Below are 13,556 nucleotides of genomic sequence, written 5' to 3'. Positions count from 1 at the left end.
AGATGATACATAAGCTGGCCTATAGCCTATTTTGTTGCTGAAGATGATGGCCGCTACGCGAAGATCTTCCCGGGATTCAATAGATTGTCCGGGTCGAGCATCTGCTTCATGTTTTTGAAAAGAGCCAAGGCTTCGCCATGTTCACTTTCCTGGAACTTTTGCTTGCCGAGACCGACGCCGTGTTCCCCTGTGCAACTGCCGCCAAGTTCAATCGCACGGAACGCCAGCTGGTCGTTAATTCCGAAAGCCAATTGTTTTTGTTCTATCGATTCAGGGTCGTACACGATGCAGGTATGGAAATTGCCATCGCCGGTATGGCCAAGCAGGCCGCCTTCCAATCCACTCGCTTCGATCAGTTCACGGCCGTGTTCCAGAAGCTCCGGCAATTTGGAAATCGGCACGCAGACGTCGCCGCCCGTGACAGAAACGCCGGGCTGGTGGCGGTAGGCATAGGCCATTTCATGGCGTGCTTTCCAGATCGTGGCACGTTCTTCAGCATCGGCAGCAACGTGCCAATTTTGCGCGCCCAAATCCTCCATGAGTTCCTCCGCGAGGCGGGCGTCTTCAATGGCCGACTGCGTCAGTCCGGCAAATTCAAAGAACAGCGAATGTTTTTCAGGAAGCCCATAATTGCCGTATTCATTGACCTTTTTAATGCTCGGGGCATCGACGAATTCCATACGCTGCACCGGGATGCCCATCAATAGCACACTATTCGCCGCTTCGGCACATTCGCGCGGCGTTTCGAAAGTGCACGAGGCTGCAATGGTATGTTCCGGGATGGCGTGGAGCTTCAAGGTGATTTCGGTAATGATCCCAAGCGTTCCTTCTGAACCGACGAACAGACCGCCGATGGAATAACCGGAAGAACTTTTTTTTGCTTTCGTTCCGGTATGGATGATGCTGCCGTTTGACAGCACGACTTCCATGTCCAGGATCTGGTCGCGCATGACGCCGTAGCGGACGGCGGTCGTGCCACTCGCGTTGGTCGCTGCCATGCCGCCGATCGATGCATCCGCACCGGGATCAATCGGAAACTGCAGGCCATGCCGGTTGATGCGCTGGTTCAAGGCGAGACGTGTGATGCCGGGCTGAACAGTCACGAGCAAGTCTTCGGGTGCAAAATGAAGCACTTGATTCATCCGTTCAAAATTAAGCGAAATGCCTTTTCTGATCGGTATGGCGGATCCTTCGAGACCAGAGCCGGCACCAAAAGCCGTGACCGGAATGTGATGGTCTTTCGCAATCAAGAGCACCGCCTGGACATCTTTTGTACTTTCGGGGAAACAGACCACGTCGGGTTCGACAGGAGCATGGTCGGATTCATCATGGCTATGGCGATAGCGTTCGCCTTCGCTTGTGGATAATTGGCCGGGGTTCAAGCGGCCTGATAAGATTTTGATCCACTCGTCATTCGTTTTAATGGACATTTGAACAACTCCTTTTCTATTTATACAAGAGCATGCACTGGCTTTTTCTCGCGAGGTGGAACGGTAACTTAAAAGTATAGGTTCTTCAACGGAAAAAGGATATGTCTAAAATGTGAATTTATTCTGAAATTTATGTTTACAAATAAAAATGAGTATTCTATACTTTCTGTATACAGTATACACTGTGTAAGTTTTGGATGGGAAGGGAGGAATCATGAGAAAAATCGTCAAGCAGCCGACGCTGGCTGAACAGGCATACGAATCCATCAAGAAAATGATCATCAGCGGAGAATTGAAGCCGGGGGAAGAATTGCCGGAAGAAAAGCTCGCAGCTGAGCTGGGCATCAGCCGGACGCCGCTGCGGGAGGCGCTGAAGAGACTCGCTGTTGATGCGCTTATCGAGTTGAGGAAAACGAAACCGGCGCTCGTCGCCAAATTTACCCACCAGGACGTCAAGGAAATCATGGAGCTCAGGAGATTGCTTGAGATTTACGGGATTGAAGGGTTGTCGAAAGCAGATCAACAGCATGTCTTAAAGGAATTGCGCTATGCCCATGAACGTCAATGGGAAGCGATTCAAGCGCATGATTTTGCGGAATTCATGGATTGGGATCAATGGTTCCATGACCAATTCTATGAATACCACCCGAACAAGCGCTTGCGTGAATTGATTCACGCAGTGAACACAGGAGGCAGCCGTGCGTTTTTGCTGTTGTCTAAAAAAGTATTCGATAGTGCCGTGATCGCCCACCAAGAACACGGTGCCATCATTGAAGCTTTGGAACAAGGGGATTTGGAGAAGACTAAAAAATACTTGGCTGCCCACCTCGACAATATCGAGGACAGGCTGCTGAAATACATTTCACAGGAGGAACTATGAAAAAACTTACAGGACTAATTTTACTTATGCTCGTATTGATCCTTGCCGCTTGCGGCCGGCCGGACAGCGGCAGTTCATCAGGCGACGAAGGCGGAGACGGCGAAACGTATACGATCCGCCTCGCCCATCTGGTGCCTGAGGAGCAGTCCTCCCATGTGGCGGCAGTCGATTTTAAAGAAAAACTGGAATCTGAATCCGACGGCCGGATTACAGTGGAGCTGTATCCGAACGGACAGCTATACGGTTCTGACCGCGAAGCGATCGAAGCGGTGCAGCTTGGCAATATTGAGATGACGATTCCAGCAGTAGCTGCAATGGCTTCGTTCAATGAGAAGTTCCAGGTATTCGATTTGCCATTCTTGTTCAATAACAATGAAGCGGCCTACAAAGCACTTGACGGGGAACTGGGCCAGGAATTGATGGCCGATTTGGAAAGCAATGGTTTGAAAGGGCTTGTCTTCGGGGAAAACGGCTTCCGCCATGTTTCCAATAATGAAGGGCCGATTGAAAAGCCGGAAGACATGGAAGGCTTGAAGATGCGTACACTCGAGAGCCCGCTTCATACGGATACATTCAATGCGTTCGGCGCCAATGCTTCGCCATTTGCATTCGGTGAATTGTACACAGCCTTGCAGCAAGGCACATACGATGCAATGGATTGCCCGATTTCGCTTTATTACACGAATAAATTCTATGAAGTGCAGGATTACCTGACATTGACAGGACACGTGTATGCCGCGACTTCACTTCTCATGAACGATGATTTCTACAATAGCTTGCCTGAAGATTTACAGGAGTTGCTGATGGAAGCATCTGAAGAGTTCCGCGACCAACAACGTGAACTTGCTCAACAGCAGGATACTGAGTTCATGGAGCAGCTGGAAGCGGAAGGCATGCAAATCAACGACTTGACTGATGAGCAGCGCGACGCTTTCCGCGAAGCGGCAGCACCGGTTTATGAAAAATACGAAGGCCAGATCGGAAAAGATTTAATCGACAGAGCTCTTGAGGCAAATAACTAAGCAATGACAGATGAAAAATCAAGGACGTGGTTCCTTGATTTTTCTTTTTAGAAAGGAAGATTCTGATGATGAAGAAATTCGCGAAAGCAGAAGAAGCATTATTGGTGCTGACGCTGGTTGCGATGGTCGCCTTGATTTTCGGCCAAGTGGTCGGGCGCTACGTATTCTCCAATGCGCCGAGCTGGACGGAAGAAATGGCGCGCTATATCCATATTTTCCAAGTATGGATTGGCGCAAGCTATGCCGTGAAATTGCGTGAACATATCCGAGTCGAAGCATTCATTACCCGCTTTCATGGGCTTACGAGAAAGATCTTGGAAACCATCTCTTTAATGATTTGGTTTGCGATGGCTTTATTCCTGGCTTATTTTGGAACCCTTCTTGTCATGCAAAGTTTATCCAACGGTCAAGTGACCCCAGCCATGCAATTGCCGATGTGGATTCCGTTCCTGGCGATTCCAATCGGCGGTATCGGCATGTGTATCCGTTTGATTGTGCAATTGCGCCAAATTTGGAAAGGCGATTACGAAATGCATAAAGACGGGGGTGTTCAGGCATGACGATCGCCCTGTTATTCGGTACTTTGTTTGTCTGTTTATTGATTGGTGTGCCGATCGCCATCGCACTTGGCGTGTCGGCGCTGACGGCTATTTATTTCGGTACGACGATGCCGCTGAGCATCATTACGCAAAAAGCGTTTACTTCACTTGATTCATTCCCGCTGCTTGCGATTCCGTTCTTTATGCTTGCCGGAGTCCTGATGGGCAAGGGCGGCGTCTCGAAGCGCTTGTTGAATCTAGCGTCTGCCATGGTCGGCTGGATGACTGGCGGGCTCAGCATGGTGACGATTGTTGCCTGTATGTTCTTCGCTGCGATATCCGGTTCCGGTCCCGCAACTGTTGCGGCAATCGGCGGCTTCATGATTCCAGCGATGGTAGCACGGAAATACAGCGGTGGTTTTGCTTCTGCCATTGCGGCATCTGCCGGCTCGATCGGCGTCATGATTCCGCCGAGCATTCCGTTCGTTTTGTACGGCGTCATCGGCAGTGTATCTGTCGGCAGCATGTTTTTGGCCGGTATTTTGCCGGGACTTCTTGTCGGTTCTGCGTTGATGCTGACGGCATATTTGATTTCGAAAAAGCGCGGCTATAAACCGGAACCCGGCAAAGAATCGGAGTTTCATTTAAAGGATGTCGGAAAAGCGTTTTGGGATGCTAAATGGGCATTGCTGATTCCCGTTATCATCCTTGGCGGCATCTACGGCGGGGTGTTCTCGCCGACAGAAGCGGCAGTTGTCGCGGTCGTATATGCCATCATTATCGGGAAATTTGTTTATAAAGAACTTAGCTGGCAAGGCTTGTATGAAAGTTTCCGCGAAACGATTGTCATCAATGCGACGACGATGATCATCATCGGTTTATCGGTATCTTTCGCCTATTTCATGACGATCCAGCAAATACCGGGTGAGATTTCCGATTATTTAACGGCTTTATCGACCAATCCATTCGTTATTCTGCTCGCCATTAATGTATTATTGCTCGTAGTAGGAATGTTTATCGATACGATTTCGGCACTAGTCGTCCTGACGCCAATCCTGCTGCCAATCGTGACGGAAGTGGGCGTGGACCCTGTCCATTTCGGTGTCGTGCTCGTCGCGAACTTGGCGATCGGCTTTGTTACACCGCCACTCGGCGTCAATTTATTTGTGGCCTCGAGTGTGGGCGGCGTCAAGTTCGAGCGAATCGCTTATGCGGTCCTGCCATTCTTATTCACAATGATCATCTGTTTGCTGGTTATCACGTTCGTCCCGCAGCTTTCCCTATGGCTGCCAGGTCTTTATGAATAAGGGCTATTTCTAATTTAAGAAAGGTTGTTTTTTCTATGAGCATGACAATTAACAAACGGGCGGAGTCGATTGTCTTCTCAGGCATTCGCCAATTTGCCAACCAAATGGTGGATTATCCGGATGCGGTCAATTTGACGGTCGGCCAGCCGGATTTCCCGACGCCGGATGCGGTCAAGCAGGCAGGAATCGATGCCATCCGCAATAACCAAACCAATTACACGCATAACGCAGGCGTCTTGGAGTTGCGCAAAGCCATTCAATCTTTTTTCAAGGACAGCTATGGCTTGTCTTATCGGACAGAAGACGAAATCATTGTCACGAACGGCGCGAGCGAAGGCTTGGATTCCGTTTTCCGGACGATACTGGAAGAAGGCGATGAAGTCATCCTGCCGGCACCGACTTATTCGGGGTATGGGCCATTAGTGGAACTATGCGGCGGCAAAGTCGTCTACTTGGATACATCGGATACCGATTTTAAGCCCGAGCCACAAGCGCTTGAACAATTGATCAATGAGCGCACGAAGGCGGTATTGATGAACTTTCCGTCCAATCCGACAGGCGTCACGATGACGATGGATGAATTGTCCGCTTTAAAAGATGTCTTTGAACGCCACGAATTGTATATCGTGACTGATGAGATTTATAGCGAGAATACATTCGGCGGCACGCATTGCACATTTGCTTGCTTCGAGAGCTTGCGCGATAAAACGGTCCTCATCCATGGTTTGTCAAAATCCCATTCCATGACAGGATGGCGCATCGGCTATATACTTGGGCCAGCGAAACTCATGGAGCATGTGTTGAAAGTACATCAATACAACGCAATTTGCGCTTCTGCCCCGGCTCAATACGCCGCAATCGAAGCCTTGACGAATCAACGCCATGTGCCTGCGGAAATGAACAAAGCCTATATTGAACGGCGTGATTTCGTTTATGGGCGCCTGACGGACATGGGCATTGACGTCATCAAGCCGAACGGGGCTTTCTATATTTTCCCTTCGATTGAAAAGTTCGGGTTACCTTCCTATGAATTTGCCATCCGCTTATTGAAAGAAGGCGGAGTGGCCGCTGTTCCGGGATCTGCTTTTACGGAATACGGCGAAGGATTCCTGCGCATTTCCTATGCTTACAGCATGTCTGTCCTGGAAGAGGGCATGGACCGTCTGGAGAAATTTATATCCACACTCCATACAATATAAGGCAATGGCAACAGCTTCGAAAAGCCCGCGGCGGATTAATCGCACGGGCTGTTCGAAGTATTTATGGAGATAAAATGGTTCTTTTTGACACGACGGTAACTAAACACCATAAGTTGAATTTAAAGGAACAGGAAAGGGTTGGTCTACATGGAGCGTTTCTGGGATACACCGGAGAAATTGGAGGATTTGCTGTGCGAGCTGGTCAGCTGGGAAAGTATTTACCTGACGCAAGGAGAAGCGGAATTCCCGGTTAAATTAAAAGGTTTATTGGGTGAATTGGAGTATTTTAAACAGCACCCGGACCACTTAGAGCTCGGCGAAGTCAACTGGGGCCGGACGTTTTTGACGGCACTTTATAAACATGAAGACGCTGTGGATACGGTCGTTCTGATCAGCCATTTCGATACGGTGTCCACTGAGGATTACGGGGTTTTGCGCCCGCTGGCTTCAAATCCGCGCCTGTTGACACGTGCGCTCCATGACCGGAAGGAAATGCTCACTGAAGAAGCTTTGGCCGATTTGGAATCGGGCAATTATTTGTTCGGACGCGGCACGATGGATATGAAAGCGGGGCTCGCTTTGCATATGGCCTTGCTCGAAAAGGCATCGACGGAACAATGGCCGGTCAATCTGTTGCTGTTGACGGTGCCGGATGAGGAAGTCAATTCCAATGGCATGCGCCATGCCGTCCCGTTTCTCCTGGAACTGGCCGAAACGCATCAGCTCGATTATTCTTTATTCTTGAACGGCGAACCGGTATTTGCCCAGGACCCAAAAGAAAGCGATTTTAAAGTCTACAGCGGAAGTATCGGGAAAATCATGCCGAGCGCCTTATTTTACGGGAAAGAAACACATGTCGGCGAACCGCTCAGCGGGCTGACTTCGAATTATATGGCTTCGTATTTGACCCAGGAAATGAGCTGGAACCCGAAATTCCGTGAAACGCTTTACGGTGAAACATCGCCGCTTCCGGTAACGGTCTTGCAGCGCGACGTTAAAATGGAATACTCCGCGCAGACACCGTATCGCGCGGTTTCCATGTACAATGTTTTCCTGCTCGAACGCAATGCGGAAGAAACGATGCAAATGTTTGAAGAAACGGCTCGTGAAGCATTGGCTAAAATGAGCCGTGATTACGTCGAGATGTGCAAACGTGAAGGAATCGAGCCGGTCAACGAAGTGAAAGTTTTCCGCTTTGAAGAGCTGAAGGAATATGCGCTTGAAAAATTGGGCGAGAAAACGGTTGAGCAGATCATGTCGAATGTGACAGAGGATGTGGACCACGATGTGCGGGAGCAATCCCATGCCATCACCGATCAATTGTTGATTCAATGTCATGAACTGACGCCTGCGGTCATCCTGCTGTTTGCGCCGCCCTATTATCCGCCAGTCAATTCAAGCGATTCCAAGCTTGTCCAGAAATGCATTCAGCAAGTACAAGAAACGGCGTTAGAGCGGTTTGGCCTGGAAGTGAAGCAAGGCCATTATTTCAACGGCATCTCCGATTTAAGTTACGTCAATTTCCAGGACCAAAACGAAGGCTGGCAGACTTATGAACAAAACACGCCAGTTTACGGCAGAAGCTATAGCGTCCCATTTGATGCGATGAAAAAGCTTCAGGCACCGGTATTGAATGTCGGGCCATTCGGGCGGGATGCGCATCAGCGCACGGAGCGTTTGAACCGCAAGAGTGCATTCGAGGAACTTCCTGTACTGCTGGAAGATTTGCTGCTGACTCAGTTCACGCCGGTATTGTCGAATAAACAAGCATAACTGGAAGCACGCGGGGTAAAGAAGGACAAAAGGAGCTGATCGAAATGAAAGAAGCACAGTTTTTTCATTTTGAAGATGATGGCACCATCCCGAATAATCCCGGGCTTCCAGTAGTTTTCTATCCCGCTGCATTCAGCGGAAAGACAGAGCGAATCGAACAGGCTTTTCAGCAGCATGGCTGGGGCAATACGTGGCAAGGCGGTGTATTCGATTTTCACCATTTCCACAGCAACACACACGAAGCACTCGGTGTAGTGAGTGGGTCGGCGCGCCTGCAATTGGGGGGCGAAAGTGGAAAAGAAGTGGAAGTGGCAGCAGGGGATGTCTGCGTTTTACCGGCGGGGACAGGCCATAAACGTCTATCGGCAAGCGATGACTTCCGTATCGTAGGGGCATATCCCAGGGGTGTGGAATACAACCTGAAAACCGGGGAGCCTGATGAACGCCCGTATGTGCTGGAAGATATCCACAATACGCCGCTTCCGAAGACCGACCCTGTTTACGGCGACGAAGGGCCATTGCTTTCGGAATGGAATGCTTGAGGTTGCATAACAAAAAGACGAAGCGCAAGGTGATGACCTCGCGCTTCGTCCTTTTTGTTTAGGAAATTTACTGGCCGACAAGCGCCGGTGCGAAAAATTCCTTGTATAGTTCATTGAGGATTTTTCCTTCGTCTTCTTTCAGGATGCCGAATACCAAGCTGACTTCGGAAGACCCTTGGTTAATCATTTCAATATTGACGTTGGTGCGCGCAAATGCAGCGGCTGCACGGGCAGTCAGGCCTTTATTATTGTTCATGCCTTCGCCCACCAAGACGACCATCGAGAAATCATTGCGGATGTGGACATCATCTGCTTGGAGTTCATTTTTCACTCGTTCGATGATGCGCTGTTCTTTTTCATCATCGAGCTGATGGCTTCTGAGGATAACCGATAGATTATCGATGCCGGATGGGATGTGTTCATAGGAGATTTCTTCTTCTTCCAAAATTTGCAGAAGTTTGCGGCCGAATCCGACTTCGCGGTTCATCAAATACTTGCCGACATACAAAGTGGAGAAGCCGCTGTCTGCGGAAATCCCGGTAACAGGGCGCGGGGAGTCGGCGCGTTCCGCGACGATCATCGTGCCTGGCGCTGATGGATTGTTGGTGTTGCGGATGCACAACGGCACGGACGCCCGGTATGCAGGCATCAAGGCTTCATCATGAAGAACGGCAAATCCAGCGTAGGACAGCTCGCGCATTTCACGGTACGTCATTTGCTCGATTTCCACTGGATTATCCACGACTTGCGGATTGGCGGCAAACACACAGTCAACGTCGGTAAAGTTCTCATAAAGCTCAGCCTTGACTGCAGCTGCTAGGATCGATCCCGTAATGTCGGAGCCTCCGCGGTCAAATGTCCGGAGCATGCCGTCTTTTGTGTAAGCAAAAAATCCGGGGAACACGGTAATTGACGGCTTGTCGCTCAAAGCGGCAAGCTGGCTGTAAGATTCCGGCAAAGCTTGTGCGCGTTCTGGCGGATCATTGACGAATAAGCCGGCTGTATGTGGATTGACGTATTCCGCTTGCATTCCGATGGAAGTAAAATAAGCAGCGATCAATTTCGCTGAATTGTCTTCCCCTGCCGCTTTGATCGAGTCGATATACAAATCATGCTGGCCGCTGTCTGCACGGAGGCGGTCTGAGAGATCGGCACGGATGATGTCGATGATATCCCGGTCGAGACCGAGTTCATCTGCGATTTCCGTGTAACGGTCGATGACTGCCTGCAAGGGCTGCTGGATGGATTCGCCCATTAATGCGGCGGATGCGAGACGGATGAGCAGGTCGGTCACTTTTACATCTCCACTATGGCGTTTGCCTGGAGCTGAGACGACCACAATCCGGCGTGCCGGGTCCGCTTTGATGATGCTTGCGACTTTTCTGATTTGCTGCGCGCTAGCGACTGAAGTTCCACCGAATTTGCATACTTTCATCCTATCAAGTCCCATCTTTTTTAATAGTCTGTGAAAAGGGTTGTTTTCACCAAAATATAATACTATAATGTCTCTATGACAAAAACAGCTGTTTTTTCACAGTGTACACACCATGGGAGGAATCGTCAATGAAAAATGAAATTTCAATCGGATTATTAGGTTTCGGGACAGTAGGGAGCGGCGTGGCGAAGATCATCCAACAGCATCAGGAAGATCTGCAGCATAAACTCGGCGCAAAAGTCGCGATCCGGAAAGTGTTGGTGCGTGATGCCGGGAAAGACCGGATATCGGACCTCGATCCGAATGTGTTCACGACAGACATCGAAGAAATCTTGAATGATTCTTCCCTCGACATAATTGTAGAAGTGATGGGCGGCATCGAAGGCGCCAGAGCGGCAATGGAACAAGCGCTGAAGTCAGGCAAGCAAGTTGTGACGGCGAATAAGGACGTCATGGCGGAATATGGCCATGATTTATTAAAATTGGCAGATGCCGAGAAATGCGATCTCTTCTATGAAGCGAGTGTAGCCGGCGGCATCCCGATCATCCGCACGCTAGAAGACGGGCTGGCTTCAGACCGCATCTCGAGCATGATGGGCATCGTCAACGGAACAACGAACTTCATCTTAACGAAAATGAAGCAGGAAAAGAAAAGCTATGAAGATGCACTTGCGGAAGCGACTGAACTTGGGTTTGCGGAAGCCGACCCGACAGCGGATGTCGGTGGGCTTGATGCAGCCCGCAAAATGGTCATTTTGTCGTCACTCGCCTATTCGACAGAAGTGAAGCTGGATGATGTCAATATCCGCGGAATGGATACGATCAAGGATGGCGATGTGGAGATGGGCGAGAGCTTGGGTTATACGATGAAAATGGTCGGCTCTTCGACAAAAGATGAAGACGGCATCGACGTTTCGGTTGAACCGATTTTCCTGGCAAACAGCCATCCTTTGGCTTCGGTCAATAACGAATTCAATGCCGTTTACATCTACGGCGATGCGGTCGGTGAAACGATGCTTTACGGCCCAGGTGCAGGCTCATTGCCGACTGCGACATCCGTCGTATCCGATATCATTGCAGCTTGCAGGAATTTGCTTCTCGGCGTGAACGGAAAACGCGAACATGCAGCACAGCATGAACGTGTCATCAAGCCAGCGGATAAAAGCTGTTCAAAATATTTCCACCGCTTGTTGGTGGATGATGTCGTCGGTGTATTGTCCAAAGTGAGCGCCATTTACAGCAAACACGGCGCCAGTATCCAATCAATCGTACAGAATCCAGGAACAAATGAAACCGAAGGAAAAGCGGAGCTCATTTTAAAAACGCATGAAATCTCCCGACAGCAGCATTTGGATGTCTTGAAAGAACTTGAAGGAATGGCAAGCCTGATCAGCCATTACCGCATTGAAGGGGAGGATGCAGCATGAGATGGCCTGGACTGATCGAACAATATAAAGAGTGGCTGCCGGTGACGGAAGCTACGCCTCAACTAACTTTGCAAGAAGGCAATACGCCGCTGATCCATCTCGAAAAGCTATCTGCTGATTGGGGCATCGAAGTCTACGCCAAAATTGAAGGCGCCAATCCTACCGGTTCTTTTAAAGATCGCGGCATGGTCATGGCAGTCGCTAAAGCGAAGGAAGAAGGCAAGAGCGTCCTCGTTTGTGCATCCACAGGAAACACATCGGCTTCGGCCGCTGCATACGGCGCAAGAGCGGGCATGCGGACGATTGTCGTCATTCCGGAAGGGCGCATTGCGCTTGGCAAGCTGGCGCAGGCGAAAATGTACGGCGCGGAAATTTTGGAGATCAAAGGCAATTTTGACGAAGCCTTGGAAATGGTCCGTGAAATCGGCAAATCCCCAGGCATCGCGCTCGTCAACTCAGTCAACCCGTACCGCTTAGAGGGCCAGAAGACCATCGCATTCGAAGTGATCGAACAGCTCGGGAAAGTGCCGGACCTGTTCGCGCTTCCTGTCGGCAATGCCGGCAATATTTCGGCCGCTTGGAAAGGCTTCACTGAATATGCAGAACGCACTGGCGAAAAACGCCCTGAACTTCTCGGCGTCCAGGCAGAAGGCGCTTCGCCGATCGTCCAGAACAAAGTCGTGGAGCAGCCTGAAACTGTCGCGACGGCAATCCGCATCGGCAACCCGGCGAGCTGGCAGTTGGCACTTAACGCACTTGATGAATCGAATGGCACAATCCTTGCGAGAAGCGATGATAAAATCCTCGAAGCTTACCAGTTGCTCGCTAAGACAGAAGGCGTCTTTGCGGAACCGGCATCCTGTGCATCGATTGCCGGCCTAAAAAAACAAGTCGAAGACGGCCAAATCAAAAAAGGGTCGACTGTCGTCTGTGTATTGACAGGGAACGGTTTGAAAGACCCAGCGACAGCCATCGAAGTCAGCAAGCAAGACGGCATGCTCGAAGCGGCGAACATGGAAAAGTTTTGGGAGGAGTTAAAAAAGGAGGTCAAAGTATGAGCGGTAAAGAGTTTTCGATAGCAGTACCTGCATCCACTGCCAACTTAGGCCCCGGATTCGATTCCATCGGCCTTGCCCTGGACCTCCATTTAAATATTCATGTATCGCCTGCAGATTCGTGGCAGCTTGACTATAAAACACCTGAATACGCCCATTTGTCCGGTGTTGAAGATAATTTGATCCTGCAAGCGGCTGAACGCACAGCTGCCGCTTACGGCAAAGAGTTGCCGGCAGCCAAATTGGAAATCGAAACGGATATCCCGCTCGGGCGGGGGCTCGGCAGCAGCGCTTCAGCTATTGCAGCAGGCATTGAATTGGCCAATCGTTTGCTCGATCTGCATATGTCCGGCCAGGAAAAAGTACAAATCGGTACAGAGATGGAAGGGCATCCGGATAATATCTCCGCTTCACTGCTCGGGGGACTGACAATTTCCTATTATGATGAAGAGCAGATCGAAACTGTGCACGTCGAACAAGTCGATATCGGGGTCGTGCTATTGATCCCCCAGGAGATTTTCCTGACAGAAGAGTCCAGAAGCCTTTTGCCCGAACAGCTTCGACACGCTGAAAGTGTACGTGGAAGTGCCGCAGCCAATGTGCTTTCTGCAGCGATGGTGCTTGGCGATTGGGAAAAAGCCGGCAAGCTCATGAGCAAAGATACGTTCCATCAGCCATATCGCCAAAATCGCTTCCCGGATTTCAAGGAAATCGGTGAAGCGTGCCGCGAGCTCGGCGCTTACGGATACGCAATCAGCGGAGCGGGCCCGTCCCTCTTCATCCCGGTCCGCGCTGGCGATGAACAACGCATCGCACAGGCGCTCGGCCAGCTATTCCCGCATTATGAAAGCATGGCAATGAAGCCGGCCTGTAGCGGCACCAAATCATATGAAACAGTGGCATAACAAAAAGCTCCGGATCCCTTGATCCGGAGCTTTTTCTGTATA

12 protein-coding genes are annotated in these 13,556 nt (G+C 50.2%); 10 read left to right on the top strand and 2 right to left on the bottom strand.

Translation table 11 applies throughout. The annotated features are described in order from the left end of the window. Window positions 1–53: 53 nt before the first annotated feature. On the bottom strand, window positions 54–1,430 hold the full coding sequence (locus M1Q06_RS11545; protein WP_434399662.1) for an FAD-binding oxidoreductase: 1,377 nt from the start codon (window positions 1,428–1,430) through the stop codon (window positions 54–56). Between the two features lie 214 nt (window positions 1,431–1,644). Here M1Q06_RS11545 and M1Q06_RS11540 point away from each other — a divergent pair, with 214 nt between their 5' ends. The 7 genes from M1Q06_RS11540 to M1Q06_RS11510 all read left to right on the top strand — a co-directional run bounded on the left by M1Q06_RS11540 (window position 1,645) and on the right by M1Q06_RS11510 (window position 8,692). Continuing rightward, window positions 1,645–2,310 (top strand): GntR family transcriptional regulator, encoded by a 666-nt coding sequence (locus M1Q06_RS11540; RefSeq protein ID WP_434399661.1) that lies wholly within the window; start codon window positions 1,645–1,647, stop codon window positions 2,308–2,310. Next, complete coding sequence (locus M1Q06_RS11535; RefSeq protein WP_434399660.1) at window positions 2,307–3,332, top strand: DctP family TRAP transporter solute-binding subunit; 1,026 nt, start codon at window positions 2,307–2,309, stop codon at window positions 3,330–3,332. The genes M1Q06_RS11540 and M1Q06_RS11535 overlap by 4 nt, the downstream gene beginning before the upstream one ends. Before the next feature lie 65 nt (window positions 3,333–3,397). Then, window positions 3,398–3,892 carry a TRAP transporter small permease gene (locus M1Q06_RS11530; protein ID WP_274623847.1) on the top strand — a complete coding sequence of 165 codons (495 nt, stop codon included), beginning with the start codon at window positions 3,398–3,400 and terminating at the stop codon, window positions 3,890–3,892. Then, the gene (locus M1Q06_RS11525) at window positions 3,889–5,178 is read left to right on the top strand and encodes a TRAP transporter large permease (RefSeq protein WP_434399659.1); all 1,290 of its coding nucleotides are present in this window, start codon (window positions 3,889–3,891) and stop codon (window positions 5,176–5,178) included. Before M1Q06_RS11530 ends, M1Q06_RS11525 begins: the two co-directional genes overlap by 4 nt. A gap of 35 nt (window positions 5,179–5,213) precedes the next feature. Next, window positions 5,214–6,377 (top strand): aminotransferase class I/II-fold pyridoxal phosphate-dependent enzyme, encoded by a 1,164-nt coding sequence (locus M1Q06_RS11520; RefSeq protein ID WP_434399658.1) that lies wholly within the window; start codon window positions 5,214–5,216, stop codon window positions 6,375–6,377. A gap of 147 nt (window positions 6,378–6,524) precedes the next feature. Beyond that, window positions 6,525–8,150 carry a M20/M25/M40 family metallo-hydrolase gene (locus M1Q06_RS11515; protein WP_121297929.1) on the top strand — a complete coding sequence of 542 codons (1,626 nt, stop codon included), beginning with the start codon at window positions 6,525–6,527 and terminating at the stop codon, window positions 8,148–8,150. Between the two features lie 44 nt (window positions 8,151–8,194). After that, window positions 8,195–8,692 (top strand): cupin domain-containing protein, encoded by a 498-nt coding sequence (locus tag M1Q06_RS11510; RefSeq protein ID WP_121297928.1) that lies wholly within the window; start codon window positions 8,195–8,197, stop codon window positions 8,690–8,692. 67 nt (window positions 8,693–8,759) lie between these two features. Here the strand turns inward: M1Q06_RS11510 and M1Q06_RS11505 are convergent, their stop codons facing one another. After that, on the bottom strand, window positions 8,760–10,127 hold the full coding sequence (locus M1Q06_RS11505) for an aspartate kinase (protein ID WP_121297927.1): 1,368 nt from the start codon (window positions 10,125–10,127) through the stop codon (window positions 8,760–8,762). A gap of 128 nt (window positions 10,128–10,255) precedes the next feature. Here M1Q06_RS11505 and M1Q06_RS11500 point away from each other — a divergent pair, with 128 nt between their 5' ends. From M1Q06_RS11500 to thrB, 3 genes are read left to right on the top strand one after another with little or no spacing between them, the layout of a single operon-like run. Beyond that, window positions 10,256–11,554, top strand: coding sequence for a homoserine dehydrogenase (locus tag M1Q06_RS11500; protein WP_121297926.1), 1,299 nt, complete (start codon window positions 10,256–10,258; stop codon window positions 11,552–11,554). After that, window positions 11,551–12,612 carry a threonine synthase gene (gene thrC, locus M1Q06_RS11495; RefSeq protein WP_434399657.1) on the top strand — a complete coding sequence of 354 codons (1,062 nt, stop codon included), beginning with the start codon at window positions 11,551–11,553 and terminating at the stop codon, window positions 12,610–12,612. The genes M1Q06_RS11500 and thrC overlap by 4 nt, the downstream gene beginning before the upstream one ends. Further along, window positions 12,609–13,514, top strand: a complete 906-nt coding sequence (gene thrB / locus M1Q06_RS11490; RefSeq protein WP_121297924.1) for a homoserine kinase — start codon at window positions 12,609–12,611, stop codon at window positions 13,512–13,514. Before thrC ends, thrB begins: the two co-directional genes overlap by 4 nt. The last annotated feature ends 42 nt before the right edge of the window (window positions 13,515–13,556 follow it).

Source organism: Planococcus sp. 11815 (genome assembly GCF_051096385.1).
Taxonomy (GTDB): Bacteria; Bacillota; Bacilli; order Bacillales_A; family Planococcaceae; genus Planococcus; species Planococcus citreus.
This window is presented reverse-complemented; position numbering and strand designations above follow the sequence as displayed.